Annotated in this window: 24 protein-coding genes; 20 read left to right on the top strand and 4 right to left on the bottom strand. The window is 64.6% G+C overall.

Features of this window, described 5'->3' with window-relative positions; all coding sequences use genetic code 11:
• The first annotated feature begins 27 nt into the window (after nt 1–27).
• Genes QRQ56_RS09305 through QRQ56_RS09285 form a run of 5 tightly spaced genes read left to right on the top strand, consistent with a single transcriptional unit; the run spans nt 28 to nt 4,273 of the window.
• Nucleotides 28–1,281, top strand: a complete 1,254-nt coding sequence (locus QRQ56_RS09305; RefSeq protein WP_438740126.1) for an ABC transporter substrate-binding protein — start codon at nt 28–30, stop codon at nt 1,279–1,281.
• Nucleotides 1,282–1,326: 45 nt separating this feature from the next.
• Nucleotides 1,327–2,247: a carbohydrate ABC transporter permease gene (locus QRQ56_RS09300; RefSeq protein ID WP_438740124.1), complete on the top strand. Its 921-nt coding sequence runs from the start codon at nt 1,327–1,329 to the stop codon at nt 2,245–2,247.
• The gene (locus tag QRQ56_RS09295) at nt 2,244–3,053 is read left to right on the top strand and encodes a carbohydrate ABC transporter permease (protein WP_438739236.1); all 810 of its coding nucleotides are present in this window, start codon (nt 2,244–2,246) and stop codon (nt 3,051–3,053) included. Before QRQ56_RS09300 ends, QRQ56_RS09295 begins: the two co-directional genes overlap by 4 nt.
• Entirely contained in the window at nt 3,053–3,892 is an 840-nt protein-coding gene (locus QRQ56_RS09290) for an endonuclease/exonuclease/phosphatase family protein (protein ID WP_438739235.1), read from the top strand. The genes QRQ56_RS09295 and QRQ56_RS09290 overlap by 1 nt, the downstream gene beginning before the upstream one ends.
• A 3-nt stretch (nt 3,893–3,895) precedes the next feature.
• A complete protein-coding gene (locus QRQ56_RS09285; RefSeq protein WP_438739234.1) occupies nt 3,896–4,273 on the top strand; it encodes an NUDIX hydrolase in 378 nt (125 codons plus the stop codon).
• Nucleotides 4,274–4,289: 16 nt separating this feature from the next.
• Here the strand turns inward: QRQ56_RS09285 and QRQ56_RS09280 are convergent, their stop codons facing one another.
• Both QRQ56_RS09280 and QRQ56_RS09275 read right to left on the bottom strand, forming a co-directional pair.
• Nucleotides 4,290–4,877 carry an ANTAR domain-containing response regulator gene (locus QRQ56_RS09280; RefSeq protein WP_438739233.1) on the bottom strand — a complete coding sequence of 196 codons (588 nt, stop codon included), beginning with the start codon at nt 4,875–4,877 and terminating at the stop codon, nt 4,290–4,292.
• Nucleotides 4,874–6,049, bottom strand: coding sequence for a transporter substrate-binding domain-containing protein (locus tag QRQ56_RS09275; protein WP_438739232.1), 1,176 nt, complete (start codon nt 6,047–6,049; stop codon nt 4,874–4,876). The genes QRQ56_RS09280 and QRQ56_RS09275 overlap by 4 nt, the downstream gene beginning before the upstream one ends.
• 435 nt (nt 6,050–6,484) lie before the next feature.
• Here QRQ56_RS09275 and QRQ56_RS09270 point away from each other — a divergent pair, with 435 nt between their 5' ends.
• The 10 genes from QRQ56_RS09270 to QRQ56_RS09225 all read left to right on the top strand — a co-directional run bounded on the left by QRQ56_RS09270 (nt 6,485) and on the right by QRQ56_RS09225 (nt 17,338).
• Nucleotides 6,485–7,885 carry an amidase gene (locus QRQ56_RS09270; protein ID WP_438739231.1) on the top strand — a complete coding sequence of 467 codons (1,401 nt, stop codon included), beginning with the start codon at nt 6,485–6,487 and terminating at the stop codon, nt 7,883–7,885.
• Between the two features lie 17 nt (nt 7,886–7,902).
• The gene (locus QRQ56_RS09265) at nt 7,903–8,898 is read left to right on the top strand and encodes an acetamidase/formamidase family protein (protein ID WP_438739230.1); all 996 of its coding nucleotides are present in this window, start codon (nt 7,903–7,905) and stop codon (nt 8,896–8,898) included.
• Between the two features lie 70 nt (nt 8,899–8,968).
• Nucleotides 8,969–10,186 (top strand): urea ABC transporter substrate-binding protein, encoded by a 1,218-nt coding sequence (locus QRQ56_RS09260; RefSeq protein ID WP_438739229.1) that lies wholly within the window; start codon nt 8,969–8,971, stop codon nt 10,184–10,186.
• A 93-nt stretch (nt 10,187–10,279) separates the two neighbouring features.
• Nucleotides 10,280–11,146, top strand: a complete 867-nt coding sequence (locus QRQ56_RS09255; protein WP_438739228.1) for an ABC transporter permease subunit — start codon at nt 10,280–10,282, stop codon at nt 11,144–11,146.
• A 12-nt stretch (nt 11,147–11,158) separates the two neighbouring features.
• The gene (locus QRQ56_RS09250) at nt 11,159–12,226 is read left to right on the top strand and encodes a branched-chain amino acid ABC transporter permease (protein WP_438739227.1); all 1,068 of its coding nucleotides are present in this window, start codon (nt 11,159–11,161) and stop codon (nt 12,224–12,226) included.
• A 2-nt stretch (nt 12,227–12,228) separates the two neighbouring features.
• Nucleotides 12,229–12,948: an ABC transporter ATP-binding protein gene (locus tag QRQ56_RS09245; protein WP_438739226.1), complete on the top strand. Its 720-nt coding sequence runs from the start codon at nt 12,229–12,231 to the stop codon at nt 12,946–12,948.
• A complete protein-coding gene (locus QRQ56_RS09240; protein ID WP_438739225.1) occupies nt 12,938–13,663 on the top strand; it encodes an ABC transporter ATP-binding protein in 726 nt (241 codons plus the stop codon). The genes QRQ56_RS09245 and QRQ56_RS09240 overlap by 11 nt, the downstream gene beginning before the upstream one ends.
• A 46-nt stretch (nt 13,664–13,709) precedes the next feature.
• On the top strand, nt 13,710–14,471 hold the full coding sequence (locus tag QRQ56_RS09235; RefSeq protein WP_438739224.1) for an SDR family NAD(P)-dependent oxidoreductase: 762 nt from the start codon (nt 13,710–13,712) through the stop codon (nt 14,469–14,471).
• Between the two features lie 89 nt (nt 14,472–14,560).
• The gene (locus QRQ56_RS09230) at nt 14,561–15,964 is read left to right on the top strand and encodes an amidase (RefSeq protein WP_438739223.1); all 1,404 of its coding nucleotides are present in this window, start codon (nt 14,561–14,563) and stop codon (nt 15,962–15,964) included.
• A gap of 126 nt (nt 15,965–16,090) precedes the next feature.
• Nucleotides 16,091–17,338 (top strand): serine hydrolase domain-containing protein, encoded by a 1,248-nt coding sequence (locus QRQ56_RS09225; RefSeq protein WP_438739222.1) that lies wholly within the window; start codon nt 16,091–16,093, stop codon nt 17,336–17,338.
• Between the two features lie 6 nt (nt 17,339–17,344).
• Here QRQ56_RS09225 and QRQ56_RS09220 read toward each other — a convergent pair whose 3' ends face one another.
• On the bottom strand, nt 17,345–18,892 hold the full coding sequence (locus QRQ56_RS09220; RefSeq protein WP_438739221.1) for a carboxylesterase/lipase family protein: 1,548 nt from the start codon (nt 18,890–18,892) through the stop codon (nt 17,345–17,347).
• A gap of 119 nt (nt 18,893–19,011) precedes the next feature.
• Here QRQ56_RS09220 and QRQ56_RS09215 point away from each other — a divergent pair, with 119 nt between their 5' ends.
• The 3 genes from QRQ56_RS09215 (at nt 19,012) to QRQ56_RS09205 (ending at nt 20,965) form a co-directional block, all read left to right on the top strand.
• Complete coding sequence (locus QRQ56_RS09215) at nt 19,012–19,875, top strand: AraC family transcriptional regulator (RefSeq protein ID WP_438739220.1); 864 nt, start codon at nt 19,012–19,014, stop codon at nt 19,873–19,875.
• A 65-nt stretch (nt 19,876–19,940) separates the two neighbouring features.
• Nucleotides 19,941–20,603, top strand: a complete 663-nt coding sequence (locus tag QRQ56_RS09210) for an SRPBCC family protein (RefSeq protein ID WP_438739219.1) — start codon at nt 19,941–19,943, stop codon at nt 20,601–20,603.
• Nucleotides 20,603–20,965: an ArsR/SmtB family transcription factor gene (locus tag QRQ56_RS09205; RefSeq protein WP_438739218.1), complete on the top strand. Its 363-nt coding sequence runs from the start codon at nt 20,603–20,605 to the stop codon at nt 20,963–20,965. Before QRQ56_RS09210 ends, QRQ56_RS09205 begins: the two co-directional genes overlap by 1 nt.
• A gap of 121 nt (nt 20,966–21,086) precedes the next feature.
• Here the strand turns inward: QRQ56_RS09205 and QRQ56_RS09200 are convergent, their stop codons facing one another.
• Nucleotides 21,087–21,587, bottom strand: a complete 501-nt coding sequence (locus QRQ56_RS09200) for a peptide deformylase (protein WP_438739217.1) — start codon at nt 21,585–21,587, stop codon at nt 21,087–21,089.
• Between the two features lie 76 nt (nt 21,588–21,663).
• Between QRQ56_RS09200 and QRQ56_RS09195 the strand changes: the two genes are divergently transcribed.
• Both QRQ56_RS09195 and QRQ56_RS09190 read left to right on the top strand, forming a co-directional pair.
• Nucleotides 21,664–22,248 (top strand): TetR/AcrR family transcriptional regulator, encoded by a 585-nt coding sequence (locus tag QRQ56_RS09195; protein ID WP_438739216.1) that lies wholly within the window; start codon nt 21,664–21,666, stop codon nt 22,246–22,248.
• Nucleotides 22,249–22,331: 83 nt separating this feature from the next.
• Nucleotides 22,332–22,910, top strand: coding sequence for a DUF308 domain-containing protein (locus tag QRQ56_RS09190; RefSeq protein WP_438739215.1), 579 nt, complete (start codon nt 22,332–22,334; stop codon nt 22,908–22,910).
• Nucleotides 22,911–22,968 lie beyond the last annotated feature (58 nt).

Here is a 22,968-nt window from a genome sequence, read left to right as displayed (position 1 = left end):
GAGAGAGAGATGATTGCGCGACGAACGATGTTGATGGCAGCCGCACTTGCCGTGCTCTCGATGGGGGCACGCCCCGCTGCCGCGGTGGATCTGACCATGTACTATCCGGTCGCGGTCGGCGGTCCCGTCACCAAGATCATCGACGACATGGTCTCGCGCTTCGAGAAGGACAATCCGGACGTCAAGGTGACGGCCGTCTATGCCGGCAACTACACGGACACGATGACCAAGGCGATGACCGCCATGAAGGGCGGGCAGCCGCCGCAACTGTCGGTGTTGCTGTCGACCGACGTGTTCACGCTGATGGACGAGAACGCCATCGTGCCGTTTGACGACCTCGTCGGCGACAAGTCCTGGTTCAAGGAATTCTATCCCGCGTTCATGGCCAACGGCCAGGTCGAGGGCAAGACCTGGAGCATCCCGTTCCAGCGTTCGACCATCGTGCTGTACTGGAACAAGGACGCCTTCAAGGAAGCCGGCCTCGATCCCGAGAAGGCGCCGGCGTCCTGGGACGACATGGTCGAGATGTCGAAGAAGCTGGTCAAGAAGGACGGCGCCAACACGACGCGTTGGGGCGTCGAGATCCCGACGACCGGCTACGGCTATTGGATGCTGCAGGCGCTCGCCATCGAGAACGGCCAGAAGATGATGAACGAGGCCGGCACCGAGGTGTACCTCACCGCGCCCAAGACGGTCGGCGCGCTCGATTACTGGGTCGACCTGTCGCGCAAGCACAACGTCATGCCGACCGGCAGCATCGACTGGGCGACGCTCCGCACCGACTTCCTCGAAGGCAAGACGGCGATGATGTGGCACACGACGGGTAACCTCACGGCCGTCAAGGACGCCGCGAAATTCCAGTTCGGCGTGGCCATGCTGCCGGCCAAGGAGAGGCGGGGATCGCCGACCGGCGGCGGCAGCTTCTACATCTTCAAGAGCGCTTCGGCCGAGCAGCAGAAGGCCGCCGTCAAGTTCATCCAGTGGATGACGGCGCCGGAGCGTGCGGCGGAATGGAGCATGAAGACCGGCTACGTCGCGGTGTCGCCGGCCGCCTACAAGACCAAGGCGATGGAAGACTACGCCAAGGGTTTCCCGCAGGCGACCGTCGCGCGCGATCAGCTCGAGCATGCCGTGCCGGAGCTTTCCGTCCACGAAAACGGCCGCATCTACAAGTTCGTGAACGATGCCGTGCAGGCCGCGGTCACGGGCTCGCAAAAGCCGCAGGAAGCGCTGGCCGCCGCGCAGGCGCAGTCCGATCGCGTGCTGCGCGCCGCCAAGTAAGGACAGGGCGGGGTGGCGGTTCGCCGCCATCCCGCCGGCTTCAAAATGACCGATCTCGCCGCCTCATCGCCAATCCCCGAACGCCGCGCCCGGTCGCAGGCGTGGTGGAATGCCGTGAATGCGTGGCTGCTGCTGTTGCCGGCGGCGGTGCTGCTGATCGGGTTTACGCATTGGCCGATCCTCGCGACGATCCGGCATTCGCTGTTCATCACCAAGCGGAACGGCAACGAGGTCTTCGTCGGGACGGACAGCTACCAGGCCATGGCGGCCGATCCGATCTTCTGGAAGGCGCTGGTCAACAATTTCTGGTTCGCGCTCGGCACCATCCCGACCTCGATCGCGCTCGCGCTGCTGATGGCGGTCTGGGTCAATCGCAACATGCGCGGCCGCGGCTTTCTGCGACTGGCCTACTTCACGCCGACCGTGCTGCCGATGATTGCCGTCGCCAACATCTGGCTGTTCTTCTACACGCCGGATTACGGCGCGCTCGATCAGCTGCGCGGGCTGTTCGGCCTCGGCGGCTGGAACTGGCTCGGCGATCCCTCGACGGTGATGGGCTGCCTGATCGTCATGGTGATCTGGAAGGAAGCCGGATTCTTCATGATCTTCTATCTGGCGGCGCTGCAGCAGCTCTCGCCGGACCTCGACGAGGCCGCCTCCATCGAAGGCGCGAGCCGATGGTACACGTTCCGCCGCATCACGTTCCCGCTGCTGATGCCGACCACGCTGTTCGTGGCCATCAATGCGGTCATCAACTCGTTCAAGCTTGTGGACCATCTGGTCATCATGACCAAGGGCGGCCCGAACAACGCCAGCACGCTGCTGCTCTATTACATCTATGAGGTCGCCTTCACCTTTCAGGATTCCTCCTACGCGGCCACGCTGACGGTCGTGCTTCTCATGCTCCTGAGCGCGATTGCGCTGCTGAAGTTCGGTTATCTCGACCGCAGGATCCACTACCAATGAGAGGCCGGACACACCCCGTCGAGGCTGTCGCGGCATGGCTCCTGGCTCTGATCTGGCTCGCCCCGCTGGCTTATGCCTTCTGGAGCGCGCTGCATCCGGCGGCCTATGCCACCTCGTTCAGCCTGTCCGCGCCCTGGACGCTGGAGAATTTTGCCCGGGCCTGGAGACAGGCGCCGTTCGCCCGTTACTATCTCAACACGGTCGTGCTGGTGACGTTCGTCCTGGTCGGCCAGCTCATCCTGTCCACGCTGGCCGCCTATGCGTTTGCGCGCTTCAGGTTCAGGGGCAGCGGCATTGCCTTCGCGCTCGTATTGCTCCAGCTCATGATCATGCCCGACGTCCTCATCGTCGAGAACTACCGCGCGATCGCCAAGCTGGGCCTGCTCGATACGATCCCTGCCATCGCGCTGCCCTATCTGGCCAGTGCCTTTGGCATCTTCCTGCTGCGGCAGACCTTCAAGAGCGTGCCTCAGGAGCTGGTCGAGGCCGCCCGGGTCGAGGGAGCAGGCCCGCTGGTGATCCTCTGGCGGGTCTATGTGCCGTTAGCCCGGCCCACCTATGTCGCCTTCGGTCTCGTCTCCGTCAGCTATCACTGGAACAACTTCCTGTGGCCGCTGATCGTCACGAATTCGGTGGAAGCCCGGCCGCTCACGGTGGGCCTCGCCGTGTTCGGCGCGCCTGAGACCGGCGTGGATTGGTCGGTGATCACAGCGGCGACGGTGATGACGATGGCGCCGCTGCTGATCGCGTTCCTGCTGTTCCAGCGCCAGTTCGTTCAGTCATTCATGCGCGCGGGTATCCGGTAATGCGGCTTCTCACCTGGAACATTCAGTGCGGCAAGGGGTGCGACGGCGTCACCGATCTCTCCAGGATCGTTGCCGTCGCGAGGCAGACGCTCGATGCGGATGTGTTCTGCTTCCAGGAGGTCAGCGCCAATTTTTCGAGATTTGGCGATGGCGCGGACCAGAGCGCTCAGCTCGCAGCCTTGCTGCCCGGCTACACCGCGATATTCCGGCCGGCGATCGAGACGATGGATCGCGCGGGCAGCCTTTACTGCTTCGGCAACATGACGCTGTCGCGATTGCCGGTGTTGCAGATCGCCAATCACCTGTTGCCGTTTCCAGGCGCGGGTAGGGTGCGCAGCATGCGCCGTCACGCCCTGGAGGTGACGGTTCTGGCCTCGTTTGGCGCAATCCGCACGGTCAACACGCATCTCGAATTTCATTCCGCCGATCAGCGTCACGCGCAAATCGCGCGGCTGCTGGATCTGCAGCAGGACGCATCGGGGAGCCCCAGGCCGGCCGGCTCCCGCCACGATGAGCCATATGGAAGCCAGACCGTTGCTGCCTCGAGCCTGATGTGCGGCGATTTCAATTTCGACGTTGCCGATCCCCAGCATGCCCTGATCGACCGCGCCAGCCGGCCCGGTCTCAACTATCGGGATGCGTGGACAGTCGATCGTCCCGGCCGCCCGCGGGCGCCAACCTGCGGAATCTACGACCGCGCGCAATGGGCCGAAGGGCCGGATTGCCGCGACTTCATTTTCGTGACGGAGGATCTGGTCGGTCGCGTGCGCAGCATCGAGGTCAACGAAGCAACCGATGCTTCCGATCACCAACCTCTCGCGATCGAGCTGACGGAGTAGGGAATGGCGAAGTCATCAAAGCTCGTCGTTGCAAGGAAGGGCAGGGTGCTGCTGGTCAGGCGGCGGCGTGACAAGCGCTGGATGTTTCCGGGCGGCCGCAGGCGAGCCGGCGAGAGTGAGAGAAAGTGCCTCCATCGCGAGATCACGGAGGAGCTGCCCAAGCTCAGGCTCGGCGAGCTACGGCTGTGGAAGGAAGTCAACGGCAAGAACCGAAGGTCCGGCCGACGGATGAGCGATGCGATCTTCCTGGGAAAGAAAGCGTCAGGCCCGTTGAAGATCGGCGACAAGAGGGAGCTCGACCGGGCGGAATGGCGCAAGCCGCGCGGGCTCAAGCTGACCCCCACCTCGCGCTACATTCGCGACAAGCTGTTTCCGAAATGAACCAAGTTCTTGGCCTCTAACCCGCTGCGCGCGGGAGCACGCCCCTCGCCGTGATCTCCGCGGACAGTTCTTCGATCGTTTTGCGTTGCTCCATCGCCGTTCTGCGGATCAGGGCAAAAGCGGCAGGTTCGGCGAGCGCATGCGAATGCATCACCTGGAGAACGGCGGCAAGCACGATGCGTCGTGACCGCAGGCGCTGCTCGAGCTTGACGATCTGCTGCTTCAATTCACCCGTTCGTTCGCTGCGCTCGAATGCCATGACGAGCGCTGCGTAGATGCCGGCCGATCGCAGCGGCTTGATCAGGAACGATGCCGGATCGAGCTCGAACACCAGCTTGAGGCGGCTCGGCGTTTCGGTGCCGAGCAGGGCGATGACGGGCGATCGCGCCAGCAACGCGCGTTGCGCCGGTTGCAGCAGCGGCAGGAACTCGTCGTCGATAAGTGACAGGTCCGGCGCGAAGTCGACCGGCTCCGCCGGCGTCCACGCGACACCCTCGATCCCGAGACGCTCGAACTGGCGTCGCACGATGGTTGCGTCGCGTTCGTCCTTGACGGCGACGAGTGCCTTGCGTCCGCGTAGCGAAAATGAAGACGGTCTGCTCATTTCACAACCCGCAAATGCGGCGCGTTCGGCAATGCGCCGCCCGCCGAGGTTTCCTTCGACGGGCTGACGGCAACGTCGAGCTGCGTCAGGTAGGGATCAGGCTTAACAGGCGCGTCGGCTTCCCAGAAGATGTCAAACTGTCCTTGCGCATTGGAGACGGCGAGCCGCGGTGTCAGGACGCAATGATTGTTGCCGCCGTCGATCCACACCGGCCCTTGCGGCGAATTGTAGCGATATCCCGCAGCGGCGCGCCTGACCTCGGCAATGTCGGACGTGCCCGCGCGTTGCAGCGCGCGCGCCAGCAGATAGACCGCGACATAGGCGGATTGCCCGTCCACTGAAGGACTGCTGTCCTCGCCATAGCGCGCCTTCCAGCGCGCGACGAAGGCGCGGTTCTCCGGCAGGCGGATACTTTCGAAATAGGCCGACGAGGTGATGCAGCCGGCCGATGCCGACCCGACGATCGCCAGTTCCGGCTCGCACAGGCTGCAGCTCAGCATGGGAATCTCGAGGCCGGCGGCCTTGGTGCCGGCGTCGAAGGCGCGGATGAAATCGTAGCTCGAGCTTCCGACCAGCGTGTTGAACACGATCGGCGGCTTGCGGCGGACGATCTCGTCGACGATGTGGCCGACGGCGCTTTCGCCGAGCTCGAGCAGCCGTTCCGCGAGGATGTGGCCATCTGCCGCGCTGACCAGCTCGCGGGTGACGCGATTGGTTTCCCAGGTCCACACATAGTTGGAGCCGACGCAGAAGATCTCCCGCGACAGATTGTCGAGCACGTAGCGGACCAGCGGCAGCACGTTGTGATTGGGCGAGGCGCCGACATAGATCACGTTGTCCGAGCACTCGAAGCCCTCGTAGCGGGCGGGATACCAGAGCAGGCGATCGGTGCGCTCCACGATCGGAAGCACCTGCTTGCGCGAGGCCGAGGTGTAGCAGCCGATGATGTGCTCGACGCCGACATTGCGGATCAAATCGTCGCAGGCCGTGTGATATTCGGAGACGATGCCGCGGGGATCGCGAGTGTGAGGGGTGATCGAGAAGTCGAACTCGGTCTGCGCGTTGATCTCGTCGACCGCCATCATCGCGCTCTTCAGGATCTCGCGGCCCATCGCCTGATAGGGCCCGGACTGCGAGCAGATGATGCCAACGGGAACAGACGGCTTTGTCATTGACGGCTTTCGATCGCGCGGAACGCGAAGATGAAATCATCATCGTCGATGACAGCGCAAGGGGCATTGAGTTGGCTTGCAGTCGGCTTGCCGTTTTGCTGCGCAGCACTCTCGAAATTTAGGCAGGCAGCATCGTTGACAACAGGATGGGCAGTTACTTAGACTTTTCTCCTACAGGGCGACCTGTCGAACCTCGCGTGCGCGGATCTGGCCGATGACGTCCAGCTCTTTGCAATCCAAGTGCTTCGTTCGATCACGGCCCCTAAGCGACAGATCATAGCCGCGGCATTTGAGCCATTCGTTGCCTCATTCGGGAGGAACGGGTGGCTTTTTTCGTTTGCCGCCAGACAAGCTTGCGATGCGCTGCGCGTCGCCAGAACGGTGACGCATGTCCGCGCGTGAGCGTGCGTCGCATCGCGTGGGAGGATAAGGACGATGGCGGCAACAGATCTCCACTACCTCGGACTGGTCGACGTTGGGCGTAAGATCCAGGACAAGGAACTGTCGTCGGTCGAAGTCACCAAGGCGATGCTCGGCCGGATCGACAAGCTCGACGGCAAGCTCAAAAGCTTTGCGCATGTGATGGCCGACTCAGCACTCGCGGAAGCGGCTGCGGCCGAGAAGGAGATCGCCTCCGGCAAGATCAGGGGGCCGCTCCACGGCGTGCCGGTAGCGGTGAAGGATCTCTGCTGGGCGAAGGGCGCACCCGCCGCGCATGGCATGACGATCCATCGCGACTTCCGCCCCACCGAGGACGCAACGGTCGTCGCGCGGCTGAAGGATGCCGGCGCGATCATCCTCGGCAAGCTGCAGCAGACCGAAGGCGCCTATGCGGACCATCATCCGAAGATCGATCCGCCAAAAAACCCATGGAACGCGGATCTCTGGCCCGGCGCATCGTCGAGCGGTTCCGGCGTCGCGACTGCGGCTGGCCTCTGCTTCGGCTCGCTCGGCACCGACACTGGCGGGTCGATCCGGTTTCCGTCCGCGGCCAATGGCGTCACCGGGCTTAAGCCGACATGGGGGCGGGTCAGCCGTTATGGCGCATTCGAACTCGCCGCGACGCTGGACCACATCGGCCCGATGGCGCGGAGTGCGGTCGATTGCGGCGCAATCCTTGGCGTGATCGCGGGGCAGGATCCCAAGGACACAACGGCGGTTCCGCTGTCGGTACCCAATTATCTCGCCGGCCTGACCGGCGATCTGCGCGGCGTGACCATCGGCGTCGACCGGCGCTGGACCAGCGAAGGCACAGATGCCGATGCGGCCAAGGTGCTGGCCGAGGGGTTGCGCGTGGCGGCCGATCTCGGTGCGAAGATCAAGGAAATTGCCTTTCCCGATCCCAAGGCGATCATCGACGACTGGTTCCCGCTCTGCGGTATCGAAGTTGCGGTCGCGCATGAGGAGACCTATCCGGCACGCAAAGACGAGTACGGCCCGGCGCTGGCGGGCCTACTCGATCTCGGCCGGCAGCAATCTGGCATGGACTACCAGAAGATCGTGCTCCGCCGCGAGGCGTTTCGCGGCGCTGTGCGTGCGCTGTTCGAGACGGTCGATCTCCTCGCGATCCCGGCCCAGGCGTTCGCGGCGCCGACGCTTGCCAAGATGGCAGCGCTCGGTGAGGACGCCTCGCTGATCGGAGGCCTGCTCCGCTTCACTTGCCCGTTCGACATGACGGGAAGCCCGACCGTGACCTTGCCCGGCGGGTTTGCGGCGAATGGCGGCCCGGTCGGCTTCCAGTTCGTCGGCCGTCACTTCGACGAGGCCAGCCTCGTGCGCGCGGGCGATGCGTTCCAGCGCGTCACCGACTGGCACAAGCGTCATCCTGCGATCTGAGCCGAGGAGCCGATCTCATGTCCGAAGACTGGTTGAAGACATCCATCATGGCCAAGCGCGCCGTCGCCAAGGGCGCGACCGGCACGACCCATAGTCTGACGATCGAGCAGCAGGGGGACTTCCACTACGTCTACGGTCCCTATGCCAAGCCGACCCTGTCGATCGACCCCGGCGGGGTGGTCGTCGTCGAAACGGAAGACGCCTTCGGCGGCGTGCTGACCAAGGAGACCGACAGCCCCATCGCCAAGCTGAACTTTCCTTATCTCAACCCGCAATGCGGGCCGATCGCGGTGAAGGGTGCCAAGAAGGGCGATTGCCTTGCCATCTACATCCGCGACGTCGAGACCCGGGGCGAGCAGCCGGCCGGCACGACCTGCATCATTCCCGAGTTCGGCGGATTGGTCGGGACCAGCTCGACGGCGCTGCTCAATCCGCCGCTGCCGGAGCGCGTGAAGAAGCTCCACGTCGACAGGAACGGCGTGCGCTGGAACGACAGGCTCACGTTGCCTTACGAGCCGTTCATCGGCACGATCGGCGTCTCGCCGGAGATCGAGGCGATCTCGTCGTTGCAGCCGGACTATCACGGCGGCAACATGGACCTGCCTGATGTCGCGCCCGGCGCGATCATCTATTTCCCGGTCCATACCGATGGCGGGATGCTCTACGTCGGCGACTGCCACGCGACGCAGGGCGACGGCGAGCTTTCGGGCGTGGCGATGGAGCAGCGTGCGACCGTCACGCTCCAGGTCGACCTGATCAAGAACTGGAGCTTCGCGTGGCCGCGGCTCGAGACGAAGGACTTCATCATGACGATCGGCAGCGCGCGTCCGCTCGAGGACGCGGCGCGCATCGCCTATCGCGAACTGGTGCGGTGGATGGCGGCCGATTACGGCTTCGACGAGATCGACGCCTACATGCTGCTCAGCCAGGCCGGCCGCATGCGCCTCGGCAACATGGTCGACCCCAAATACACGATGGGGGCGTCCATCCTGAAGAATTATCTCAAGCCATAACCTCAAGCCATGACCTCCAGCCGCTTTCAATAAAGGGGACATCACGATGAATTCGGGACGCAGATTACGGATGGTTTTGCTCGGCGCCATGCTCGGCACCGCAGCGTCGATGAATATGGCCAGCGCAGCAGAACCGCCGCTGAAGGTCGGCTTGCTCGAGGACGTGTCCGGCGATCTCGCCTTCATGGGCATGCCGAAGCTGCACGGCTCGCAACTCGCCGTCGAGGAGATCAACAAGAGCGGCGGCATTCTGGGCCGGCAGATCGAGCTGATCCACCTCGATCCGCAGGGCGACAACGCACGCTATCAGGAATTCGGCCGACGCCTGCTCAATCGCGACAAGGTGGACGTGCTGATCGGCGGCATCACTTCGGCTTCGCGCGAGGCGCTGCGTCCGATCGTCGACCGCACCTCGACGCCGTATTTCTACACCAATCAGTATGAGGGCGGTGTCTGCGACGCCAGCATGATCAGCATGGGCGCGGTGCCCGAGCAGCAGTTCTCGACGCTGATTCCCTGGATGGTCGAGAAGTTCGGCAAGAAGGTCTATGTCATCGCCGCCGACTACAATTTCGGCCAGATCTCGGCGGAGTGGAACCGCAAGATCATGAAAGACTTGGGCGGCGAGGTCGTCGGCGAGGAGTTCATCCCGCTCGGCGTGTCGCAGTTCGCGCAGACCATCCAGAACATCCAGAAGGCGAAGCCCGATTGGCTGCTGACGATCAATGTTGGTGCTGCCCAGGATTCGTTCTTCGAGCAGGCGGCCGCGGCCAACCTCAATCTGCCGATGGGCTCGTCGATCAAGGTCATGCTCGGCTTCGAGCACAAGCGGTTCAAGCCGCCGGCGCTCAACAACATGCACGCGACCGCGAACTGGTTCGAGGAGATCGACACGCCCGAAGCCACCGAGTTCAAGAAGCGCTGGCACGCCAAGTTCCCCGACGAGCTCTACATCAACGACATGGGGTACAACGCCTATAACGCGCTCTACATGTACAAGGCGCTGGTCGAGAAGGCGAAGTCGATCAAGCTCGAGGACATGCGGAAAGTGATCGCGACCGGCGATGCCTGCATCGACGCGCCCGAGGGCAAGGTCTGCATCGATCCAAAGAGCCAGCACACCTCGCACCGCATGCGCCTGATCTCGGTCGGACCGAAGCACGAGGTGAAAGTCGAGAAGGACTACGGCACGATCCAGCCTTATTGGTTGGGCGAGATCGGCTGCGATCTCACCAAGAAGAACGACAAGGACCAGTACACGCCGAGCCATCTCCCCAAGAAGTCCTGAGGCGGGCACGGATCTTGCTCGTGATTGCTGTCACGTTTCTGAACAAGACCGGCGCCGCAACGACGCGGCGTCGGGATAGGCAAGGGGACCAAGATGTCGGCTGAATTGTTCTCGCTGTTCTATCAGTTCGCCGACGTCTTCGCGTTCCTGATTCTTTCGGCTGCTGGCCTCGCCATCGTGTTCGGCATGATGGGCGTCATCAACATGGCGCATGGCGAGTTCATCATGTGCGGTGCCTATGTCACGGTCGGCCTCGTCAATCTCGGTGTGCCGCTCGCCGTTGCACAGGTCCTGGCGGCGCTGACGGCGGGCCTCATCGGTGTCCTCGTCGAGTTCCTCGTGGTACGGCGGTTCTACAAGCGGCCGCTGGATTCGCTGCTCGCGACCTGGGGCCTCAGCCTGATCGTGACGCAGTCGATGCTCCTGATCGTCGGCTCCGCCGTGCGCGGCATCGGAACGCCCGAGGGCAGCTTTGCGATCGGCGGCTATACGTTCTCGACCTATCGCCTCGTGCTGTTCGGCTGCGCGGTGGCGGTGCTGGCCGGTCTCTACATCATCTTCATGAAGACACGCTTTGGCGTGATCGCGCGGGCGACGATGCAGAATGCGGCGATGGCCAAGGCGCTGGGCGCACGCACCGGCCGCATCTATGCGATTAGCTTCGGGATCGGCACCGGCCTCGCCGGGCTTTGCGGCGCGCTCTACGCGCCGACCATGACGCTGATCCCGACCATGGGCGCGACCTTCGTGGTCGAGAGTTTTGTCACCGTCGTGATCGGAGGAGCCAACGTGCTGCTCGGAACGGCGCCGGCCGCCGTGTTCCTGGCAATGATCCGGATGGCATTGAACGCCAGCTACGGCCAGATCATCGGGCAGATCGGCATGCTGGTCGCCGTCATCCTGATCATCCGGGTGCTGCCCGAGGGGCTCTCCAGCGTGCTGGTTCGCCGTGGCCGCTAAAGGGAATCTGTGATGTTCAAGCTGCTGGAAGGCCCACAGACGCTCGGACGCGGCAGGATGTTCTGGTCCTGCTTCCTGGTCGTGCTCGCGGGTGCGCTGGCCTATCCGGCGTTGGCCGATTCCTACGATGTCGGCAATTTCGCTTACTTCCTGATCTGGATTTTCATGGCGCTCGGCCTCTGCCTGATGTGGGGCTATGGCGGCATGCTGTCGTTCGGCCAGACGCTCTTCTTCGGCATCGCCGGTTACGGCTACGGCGTGCTCGCGATCAACATGGGCGGCGGCACCGCGACGATCGCCGCGCTCGCGCTCTCTGTCGTCCTTGCGATGATCGCAGCGGGCATCCTCGGCTATTTCATGATCTGGGGCGGCATCAACGGCATCTTCTTCGGCATCGTGACGCTGTCCGCAACGCTGGTGCTGGCCTTTTTCCTCGGCCAGACGGCAGGGCCGGAATGGCACATCGGCCCGGCCAGGCTGAACGGCTTCAACGGCATGAAGGGCATGGACCCGCTGACCGTCGGCGACTTCTACATCGAGGGATCGGCGCTCTATTACGTCATGATCGCGCTGATCGTGATCGTCTATCTCGCGCTGCGCATGCTGGTCAATTCGGGCATCGGCAACGTCATCGTGGCGACGCGGGAGAATCCCCAGCGCGCCGAGATGCTGGGCTACGACGTCCGTAAATACCAGCTGCTGACCTTCGTGATCGGCAGCGGTCTCGCCGGCCTCAGCGGCGCGCTCTACACGTCCTGGGGACAGTTCATCACGCCGTCCAGCATCGGCCTGCCGGCCGCCGCGATGCCCATCGTATGGGTGGCGTTCTCCGGGCGCAGCGATCTGACCGCGACGCTGGTCGGGTCGTTCCTTCTGCTGTTCGGCTTTCAGACCATCACGGTCTACAGCCAGCAGGCAGCGCTGGTGCTGATGGGGGCGCTGCTGCTCGCGACCGTGATGCTGGCGCCGCAGGGCTTCGTGCTCGGCATCGGCAAGCTCGCGGGCGACTGGTGGCAGGGACGCCGGCGGCGCGGCGACGCGGTGACCGAGGCCGGCGGCTTGCAACCGGAAGAGGCCTGATCATGGCGCTGGTCGAAGTCAAAGGCGTCTCGAAGCGCTTCGGCGGATTGACGGCCGTCTCGGGTGTCGACCTCGCGGTCAATGCCGGAGAGATCCACTGCCTGATCGGACCCAACGGCGCCGGCAAGAGCACGCTGTTCAAGCTGATCGTCGGCCTCTATCCGCCGACCGAGGGTAGCATCCTGTTCGACACCGTCGATATTACGGCCGAGCGCCCCTATGCGCGCGTGCAGCGGGGCATGAGCATCAAGATGCAGGCCCCGAGCGTGTTCAAGGAATTGCCCGTCCGGCAGAACATCCAGACCGCGCTGCAGGAACGATTGTCCGGCGCGGAGCGCATCGCCGAGGAAGATCGCCTGCTGACGCTGCTCAATCTCGCGGCAGATTGCGACAAGCTCGCCGGCGCGCTGTCGCACGGCCAGCAGCAATGGCTCGAGATCGGGATGGCGCTGGCGTTGAAGCCGCAGCTCCTGCTGCTGGACGAGCCGACCGCCGGCATGTCGCCCGAGGAAACCTTCAAGACCGGCGAATTGATCAGGTCGTTCAACGCCGAGGGGATGACGGTGCTCGTGGTCGAGCATGACATGGCCTTCGTGCGCCAGGTCGCCCAGCGCGTCACGGTGCTGCATCTCGGCAGGATCTTTGCGCGCGGCACGCTCGAAAGCATCTTGCAGGACGAGAAGGTCGCAGAAATCTATCTGGGTAAGACCCATGCTCACTAAGCCATCGTCCTCCGAGCGGATTATCGATGTCGCCGAATTATGGGCGGGGTACGGCGCGACGCCGATCCTGCAGGGCGTCACCATGTCGGTCTCGCGCGGCGAGATCGTCGGCGTGATCGGCCGCAACGGCGTCGGCAAATCGACCCTGATGCGCTGCCTGATCGGCCTGCTGCAAACCTGGCGCGGCACGATCAGCTTCATGGGGCAGGACGTCACCGCGCTGGAGGCCGACGCGCGGGCGCGGGCGGGCTTCGGCTACATCCCGCAAGGGCGTGATGTGTTTCCGCAAATGACCGTCGAGGAGAATCTTCAGGTCGGCGAGCTGATCGGCGGCCCCGGCGGCAAGAAGCTGCCGGAACTGGTCTACGAATATTTCCCGCGGCTGAAGGAGCGCCGGCGGCAGGCCGCGGGCACCATGTCCGGCGGTGAGCAGCAGCAGCTCGCCATCGGCCGCGCGCTGATCGGCAATCCATCGCTGATGATCCTGGACGAGCCGTCCGAGGGCATCCAGCCCTCCATCGTCCAGCACATCTGCGAGGCGCTGCGGTCGTTCCGCAACGAGTTAGGCACCACCATCATCTTCGTCGAGCAGAACCTCGACACGATCCTGGCGATCGCCGAGCGCTGCTACATCATGGAGAAGGGCAAGATCACGCGGTCGCTCGCAGGCGGCGAGGTCAACGAGGACAACGTGCGCGAACAGCTTCTGCTTTGAACGGCCTCGGGCGTGCTTTCAAGTCGTCAATAGGGAGGAAATGAACATGGATCTCGGACTCAAGGGAGCGAAGGTTCTCGTCACCGGCAGCACCAAGGGTATCGGCAGGGCGATCGCCGACACCTTCGCGGCCGAAGGCGCCAATGTCGGCATCTGCGCGCGCAATCGGGCCGACGTGGACAGCGCCGTCAGTGCGATCAAGGCGAAGGGCGTTGCCGCGTTCGGCAGCTCGGTCGACGTCTCCAACGGTCCGGCGCTCAAGGCCTGGGTGGAAGATATGGCCTCGAAGCTCGGCGGCATCGACATCGTCGTCGCCAATGTCAGCGCGCTCTCGATCGGGCAGGACGAGGAGAGCTGGGAAAAGGAGTTCTCCACCGACATGATGGGCACGGTGCGGCTGGTCAACGCGGCGATGCCGTATCTGGAGAAGAGCAAGGCTGCCGCGATCGTCACAATCTCCAGCGTGTCGGGCCGCGAGGTCGATTTCGCCAGCGGTCCTTACGGGACATTCAAGGCCGCGATCATCCACTACACGCAAGGCCTCGCCTTCCAGCTTGCCGGCAAGGGCATCCGCGCCAACTCGGTCTCGCCGGGCAACACCTATTTCGAAGGTGGCGTCTGGAACCAGATCAAGGACGGTAATCCCGAGCTGTACCAGACCGCGCTGGCGCTCAATCCGACCGGCCGCATGGGCACGCCGCAGGAGATGGCGAACGGCGCTGTGTTCCTTGCCAGCAAGGCTGCGAGCTTCATCACCGGGACCAACCTCGTGGTCGACGGTGCGCTCACGCGCGGAGTGCAGTTCTAGGCGCATCCCGGGGTCGCGCAGTCACGAGACCGGGCCGTGTATGCGGCGCCGGTAGGCGAAGCCGTTTCCGACAACAACAGGGCTGTCAGATGTCAGCAGATCCAATCCACTACAAGTCGATCACCGAGCTCTCCGAGCTGTTTCGCCGCGGCGAGCTGCTGCCCTCGAAGGTGACCGAGGCCATGCTGAGCCGGATCGCGAAGCTCGACGGCAAATTTCATGGCTATGCGCTCGTCCTTGCCGAGCGCGCCATGGCGCAGGCCAAGCGCTGTGACGCCGAGCTCGCCAAGGGCATCTGGCGTGGGCCGCTGCACGGCGTGCCGATCGGATTGAAGGATCTCTGCTACACCAGCTTCGCGCCGACGGCTGGCGGCACCACGATCCACGCCAGGTTCGTCCCGTCCTTCAACGCGACGATCGTGGACCGGCTCGAGCAGGCCGGCGCGATCACGCTCGGCAAGCTGAAGATGACAGAGGGCGCCTACACCAGTCACCATCCGAACGACCAGGCGCCGCTCAATCCCTGGGGCGTCGATTACTGGGTCGGCTCGTCCTCGAGCGGATCGGGCGTGGCAACGTCGGCGGGGCTCTGCTTCGGCGCGATCGGCAGCGACACCGGCGGCTCGATCCGGTTTCCGTCGGCAACGTGCGGGCTGACCGGGATCAAGCCGACCTGGGGACGCGTCAGCCGCTATGGCGTCTTTCCCCTGGCGGATTCGCTCGACCATGTCGGGCCGATGTGCCGCAGCGCGGCCGACGCAGCCGCCATGCTCGGCGTCATCGCAGGCGCGGATGTCAACGACCCGACGGCACTGCAGGCGCCGGTGCCTAACTATCTCGCGGGGATCGGCGACGGGGTCCGGGGTTTGCGGATCGGCGTGGACCGCAGCTACACCCAGAACGGCATCGACCCGCAAGTCGTCGCCGCGCTACTCGAAGCCGAGCGGACGCTGGCGGCGCTCGGGGCAGATATCCGCGAGGTCAGGTTTCCGTCTTACGAGAAGCTCGTGAGCATGTGGATTCCGATGTGCTCGATCGAGACCGCGGAGGCGCATCTAGAAACCTATCCGGCGCGGAAGTCGGAATACGGCCCTGATCTCGCGCAGCTGATCGAGCAGGGCAGGGCGATGAGCGGGGTCGAGATCGCGCAGATCCATCACGAGCGGCTGAAGTTCAGCGGTAGCCTCGCGGCGCTGTTCGGCGATATCGACCTGCTGCTGGTGCCCACCATGCCCGTGCCGATCCCGACGCTGACCAAAATGGGCGAGTACGGCGCCGATCCCAACGTGCTGCTCAGCATTCTGCGCTTCACCGCGGTGTTCGACTTCTCGGGCAGTCCGACCATCACGCTGCCGAACGGCATGGCCTCGGACGGCCTGCCGCTCAGCATGCAGCTCGTCGGCCCGCATCTGTCGGAAGGTGTGCTCGCTCGCGCCGGACATGCCTTCCAGGCGGTGACGGACTGGCACACAAGGCGCGCGCCGATCGATTGAACCTGTTTCGGCCCCAGCGGAGCAACGTCCTTGCAATGGTGGCGTATCCACCCGGCCCAAACGCTGGGTGTGCGGCATGCTCTCCAATGATACGACTTCGGCTCGTCCTTCCGGAGTTCGCCCTTCATGTCCGACGCCGCCACCCAGAGCCAAGTCACCACCACCGATCCCGAAGCCCTCGGCTGGATGCGCGGCTTCCCGCCGTCCCCCGATCGCCTCATCACCTTCCAGGACGGCTCCTTCCGCAATTTCCCCGAGCTGCGCTGGGCGTGGAGCAACATCCGCCAGCTGGTGCCGACCGTGAATGTCTGGCGCGGGGCAGGGCCGGCGTCGGTGTTGCCGCGGGCGGATCAGGACATCGGCGCGGTCGCGTCCACCACGATGGATGGCCGGGCGATGACGTTCGAGAAAATGCTGGAGGAGAGCTATACCGACGGCATCGCCGTGCTGCATCGGGGCAAGCTGATCTACGAGCGCTATTTCGGCGCGCTGAAGCCGCACAAGCCGCATATCGGGATGTCCGTGACGAAGTCGTTCACCGGCGTGCTCGCGGGCATGCTGGTCAGCGAGGGCAGGATCGATCCGCAGGCCCCCGTCACGGACTATGTGCCGGAGCTGAAGACGAGCGCGTTTGGCGATGCGCGCGTGCACGAGGTCATGGATATGACCACGGGGCTCGAATACACCGAAGTCTACACCGACAAGAACTCGCACGTCTGGGGCCTGCGCCGCGCCAACGGCATGGCGCCAATCCCGGCGGGCTATGAAGGTGCGACCACCATCTTCGATTTCCTGATGGCGCAGGTAAAGCAGGGCGAGCACGGCAAGGTCTTTGCCTACAAGACCGTCAACACCGACGTGCTGGCCTGGATCATCCGTCGCGTCAGCGGCTTGACGCTGTCCGAGCTGTTGTCTGAGCGGATCTGGCAGCCGATGGGCGCGGAGGAAGACGCGCATTATCACGTTGACCGCATCGGCACCGAAAGCGGCGGTGGCGGCCTCTCCACGACATTGCGCGATCTCGCCCGCTTCGGCGAGACCATGCGCAACCACGGCCGCTTCAATGGCCGCCAGATCGTGCCGTCGCAGGTGGTCGAAGACATCGCGCGCGGCGGCGATCCCGACAAGTTCAAGCCGGCCGGTTACACCACGCTGCCGGGCGCCTCCTACCGCAATCAATGGTGGGTCTCCCACAACGCGCACGGTGCCTACATGGCGCGCGGCGTCCACGGCCAGGGCATCTATATCGATCCCAAGGCCGAGATGGTGATCGCGCGCTACGCTTCGCATCCGATGGCGGGCAATGCCGCCAACGACCCCGTGACATTGCCGGCCTATATGGCGCTGGCGAAGGTGCTGATGGCGGGCGGGTAGTGCGATTTACGCCGTCTCACGCCATCGCATCGGCAGAACGCCGTCATGCCTGAAGCCGTCGAGGAAGCGGAAGCGCGCGCCCTGCGGATTGGGGCGGGCTTCGATCGTCGTGCCGATGATCTGCAGCACGTCGCTGTCGTCATAATGGGGCCAGGCGGGCAGGCCCGTTCCGTTTGGATCGCCATGCGCGGCGAAATTCATCCAATAGTCCATCATGCTCTGCGCCAGCGCGCGGTCTTCTTCCGCCGGTGGCGTCGTGCCGCTGATCACCTGCTGCGGCGTCAGCGTGCCGAACACGAACGGGATCTCGGTCACGTGCGAGGCGATCGGCGTGTAGGGCGAGGTGTAGTTGAAGAGATAGCCGTAAGCCGGCGCGCGCTGCGTCTGTTGATGCAATCGCAGCCACTGCCAGCATTGCTCGCCGATCACGAGGTCGCCGGTGAGCGCGGCCGCGGAGATCTTCGCCTCAGCGTCCGTCGCAGCGGGATAGAGCCTGCGGAAATCGACCATGCGCTCTCGGCCGAACATCGCATCGGCTGCGGCCAGAAAGCTATCCGCCGATGCGTGGGGCAGGGCCTGCGCCATGAAGGGGAATTCCTCGGCTGCATTCCAGCCCGCCAGCAGCGGGATGCGCATCTGCTCGCCACGCAGGAAGCGCCGCGCAGGTACGTCCACCACCACATGGTGATCGATGCTCGGCGAGAAGGCGCCGATAATTGGGCTGGCGTCGAAGCTCCACGGCGCGGCGGCGTTCAAGCAGTCGGCCGGAACCTCGCGCAAGGCCGCGATCGAGCCATCGCCCTGTCGCCGGGCAAAGGCGAGACCGCGCGCGCGGGCTTCGTCAAAAGTCTGCAGCGGCCCGTGCCGGCCGTCCCAGAACGCACCGCTCTGGCCGATCGCCTTGTGAAACAGCCCGTGCGCGAGCGGCGAGGCCATCAGCATGCCGACGGCCATGGCGCCGGCGGATTCGCCGAACAGGGTGACGTTGTCAGGATCGCCGCCGAAGCCGGCGATGTTGGCTTTCACCCAGCGCAGCGCCGCGAGTTGATCCTGCAGGCCGTAATTGCCCGAGGGCGCCTCCGCATCGAGACCCGGATGCGCCAGAAAGCCGAAGATCCCGAGGCGATAGTTGAAGCTGACGACGACGACGCCCCTGGCGGCAAGCGCGCTGCCGTCGGTCGCGGGGTTGGCGGAGGAGCCGAACTGGAAGCCGCCGCCGTGGATCCACACCATCACGGGGCGCTTCTCATCCGCGTGGCGCGCCGCGGTCCAGACATTGAGATAGAGGCAATCCTCGTCACGCGGCCCGGGCCGATGGTCGTTCGCGAGCGAGGACAGGCAGCCGGCACCGAAGGCAAGCGCATCGCGCACGCCGTTCCAGTGGGCCGGCTGCTGCGGCGCGCGCCAGCGCAGCGGCCCGAGCGGCGGGGCGGCGTAGGGTATGCCCTTGAAGGCCAGCACGCCGTTCGCGTCCCGCGACGTGCCGCGCACGCGGCCTGCTTGCGTGCGAACCTCGCGTCCAAGCTCGGCCTTTGAAATCATCATGCCATGCATGGCCGTCTCTCCCGTGCGTGCGCCGCCGCCGGGCGGGCAAATCCAGGACGGCAATCTATGGACTTTGCGCCTTGCTGAATTTAGATACTTGGCCAATCAATTGCTAAAAACCGGCAAGCATGCGGCAGCCCCTTCGCTTTCCCTGGTCCGACCTCGACGTCGACGATCGCTGCGCGCCCGTCATCGCCGTCGGCGTCGATGTCAGCGGGACGAAAGAGGAGGTGCCCGATCACAGCCATCGCAAGGGGCAATTGGTTTTCGCCCTGGCCGGCGGCGTCACATGCCGCGTGCCCACGGGTCTGTGGATGGTGCCGCCGCATTGCGCGGTGTGGATTCCCGGCGGCATGCAGCACAGCAACCGCGCCACGGCAAATGCCCGGCTGTTCTTCGTCTATATCGAGCCTCATATCGTCGATCTTCCGAGCCGTTGCTGCACGCTCTCGATCTCGCCGCTGCTGCGTGAGCTCATCGTCGAATTGTCGGCGGCGTCCGCTGGCGAGGAGGCGAGGGCAAAGCTGCTGGCGAAGGTGCTCTTGCGCGAGCTTCCGCGCATGCCGGTTCAGGAGCTGCATCTGCCGCTGTCGTCCGAGCCGCGCTTGAAGCGAATCGCGGCGGCGCTCGCGAAAGACCCGTCCGACCGCAGCACGCTCGCCGAATGGGCCCGCCGCGTCGCGCTCAGCGAGAGCAGCCTCGCGCGCCTCGTCGTCAGGGAGACCGGCCTCAGCTTCGGGCGCTGGCGCCAGCAATTGCACCTGATCGTCGCCTTGCGCGAACTCACCGCGGGCGCGAGCGTGCAGCAGGTCTCGGCCGATCTCGGCTACGACTCCGTCGCGGCCTTCATCACCATGTTCAAGAAGGCGCTCGGCAAGCCGCCGGCGCGATATCTCGCTGATGTGCTGCAGAGCTCCGGAGAGGGGAGCCGTGATTCGGCTGGCGCGCGGCGGGCCCGGAACGCGAAGTCGCCGCAGCGGCGCGGTCGTTAATATAAGAATTGACTTATATTAGGTTGGACTGATATTGATCCTCTCGACAACGAGGAGGAGCGCAAATGCAAATCGACGTCGCCAGAATTTTGGGGCTCGTCACGCGTTCGGTGACGAATTTCGCGAAGGACGGAAAACCCGCCAGCACGGTGACCTTGACACGTCTGTACGAGACCAGCGTCGACGATCTCTGGGACGCCGTGACGAGCAGGGAGCGCATTCCGCGCTGGTTTGCGGCGATCGAGGGCGACCTCCAGCTCGGCGGACGCTACCAGGTCAAGGGCAATGCGGGCGGCACCATCACGGCATGCACGCCGCCGACCCATTTTGCGGCGACGTGGGAGTTCGGCGGCGCGACCAGCTGGATCGACGTCAGGCTGACGGCGGAGCGGAATCAGGCGCGTTTGACGCTTGAGCACACCGCGATCATCGAGGATCATTGGAATCAGTTCGGCCCGGGTGCGGTGGGGATCGGCTGGGACCTCGCTCTCGCGGGGCTCGAGCGATATCTTGCGACGGGCGCGTCGGTCGACCACGAGACGGCGGAAGCCTGGATGCGCTCGCAGGAAGGCAAGGACTTCATGACCACCAGCGGCGAATCCTGGCGCGCGGCGCATGTCGCGAGCGGGGTCGATCCCGACGAAGCGAAAGCGCGCTCGGACCGCACCATCGCGTTCTATCGCGGCGAGATGCCGCCCGACATCGCTCATCCCGGCACAGGCAGCTGATGCACGTCTTCGAGGTCCTCGCCGATCCCGTGCGCCGTCGCATCCTCGAACTGCTGGCGGGGTGCGAAATGGCGTCCGGCGAGGTCGTCGACAAGATCGGGGCGGAGTTCGGGATCACCCAGGCGGCCGTCTCGCAGCACCTGAAGGTGCTGCGAGAGAGCGGCTTTGCGACGGTTCGCGCCGAGGCGCAGAGGCGCCTCTATTCGGTCGACGTCGCGGGGCTGCGCGCGGTGGATGCGTGGATCGGTCAGTTCCGGAATTTCTGGGAGCCGAAGCTCGACGCGCTGGCAACCGAGATCGCGCGCGGCAAGCGCGAGCGCCGCAACGCGCCGATCACCAAGCGCGGTGGCAAGAGGGCGTGAGGTCTGGGAGCGCGTAGGGCGGATTAGCTGACCGCGGTGCGAAGCGCGGCGGGCGGCGTAATCCGCCATCTCCCTCGTTCTGCCCTGCACGGGTTGGCGGATTACGCTCCGCTAATCCGCCCTACGAATTCCGCGCCAGCTTCTCGAATTTCTTCACCAGCCGCTCGCGCTTCAGCCGCGACAGCCGCTGGATCCAGAACATGCCGTCGAGCTGGTCGATCTCGTGCTGGTGGCACACGGCGCGCAAGCCGTCAGACTCCTCGTTCTGCATATTGCCGTCGAGATCCCAATAGCTGATCCGTACCCGCGCGTGACGCTGCACCTCGTCATTGACGCCAGGCATCGAGACGCTGCCCTCCTTGTGCAGGATCATCTCGGGCGAAGCCCATTCGATCTCGGGATTGACGTAGGTCTGCGCGCCTGTCTTGGCATCGAGCTCCAGCACGACGAGCCGCAGGGGCACGCCGATATGCGGCGCGGTGATGCCGATGCCGGGCGCGGCGCGCATGGTGTCGAGCAGATCCTGCGCGAGTTCGCGCAACGCCTCGTCGAATGCGGTGACGGGCCGGGCCGGCATTGCGAGCCGGCCGTCGGGATAGCGGACGAGGGGACGGACGGTCATGGCCGGCTCTTACCACTCACGGATCGTTGAAGCACCCGTTCTTGACTGTCTACCAACTGGAAGGTAGCTAGGCGGCATGAGCAACGTCTCCACCACCGCCGACGACATCCTGGCCTGCGCACGCTCGCTGATCATTGCCGGCGGCTACAACGGCTTCAGCTACGCCGACATCGCCGACGTGGTCGGCATCCGCAAGCCGAGCATCCATCATCATTTCGCCAGCAAGGTCGATCTGGTCCGCACCCTGGTCTCGCGCTATCGCGAGGAGGCGCAGGCGGGATTGGCGGCGCTCGAACGCAACATTCCGGACCCGCGCGACCAGCTCGAGAACTATGTGGCTTATTGGGAGGCATGCATCACGGATGCGACCGCTCCGTTCTGCGTCTGCGCGCTGCTTGCCAGCGAGCTTCCGATCCTGCCCGAAGAGGTGGCGCTCGAGGTCCGCGCCCATTTCCGCTCCCTCGCGTCGTGGCTGAATTCGGCGATGGAGCGTGGCAAGCGGAAGGGGCGCCTGCATCTTGCCAGCCCTGCAAAGGTCGAGGCTGAGGGATTCATGGCGACCGTTCATGGCGCGATGCTGTCATCGCGCGCTTATGGCGATCCCAAAATGTTCGGAACGATCACCCGGCCGTTGCTGGACCGGCTGTCCACCAGGCACTGACGAACGAGGCATTCGACCCGTCAGGATGGTCTTGCGTCGATCGCTGCATGATAAAACTACCAACTAGTAGGTAAGGGTACGAAATGACAGTTTATGAGACCACGTCGGGTGTCGCCGGCAACGCGCAATGGCTGAAGCGATACTACTTCGTGCGGGCCGCGTTTTCCGTCGCTTGGGTCATCGCGGCCTTTGCCGTCGCACCGTCATCTGCGGTGATTGCGGCAACGCTGCTCATCGCGTACCCGGCGTGGGACGCCGCCGCCAATTATCTCGACGCGCGCTGCAGCGGCGGCTTGAATCAAAACCGCACGCAAGGCCTGAACGTGCTGGTCAGTCTGGCGACCACACTGGCGGTCGTGGTGGCGTTGCAGGTGAGCATGAATTGGGTGCTCGGGATCTTCGGCACCTGGGCGGTGCTCTCCGGCTTGCTTCAGCTCGGGACGGCCGTTCGGCGCTGGAAGCATTACGGCGCCCAATGGGCCATGTTGCTTAGCGGCGGGCAATCAGCCCTCGCAGGCGGCTTCTTTATCTTTCAGGCCACGATGCCGGCAATCCCCTCGATCGCGAATGTCGCCGGCTATGCGGCGGTCGGCGCGCTCTACTTCCTGGTCTCAGCGATCTGGCTCACGGTCAGCACGTGGCGCCGCAATGCCGCCATGTGAGGCTCCGGGGGAGGTTCGCGTGGCCCCGTAAGTCCTTGATCTCGCTGCTGCCGGCTAC

The sequence above is a fragment of the Bradyrhizobium sp. U531 genome (assembly GCF_051710265.1).
Taxonomy (GTDB): Bacteria; Pseudomonadota; Alphaproteobacteria; order Rhizobiales; family Xanthobacteraceae; genus Bradyrhizobium.
The sequence above is the reverse complement of the archived record's forward strand: the minus strand, read 5'-3'. Positions and strand labels throughout refer to the sequence as shown.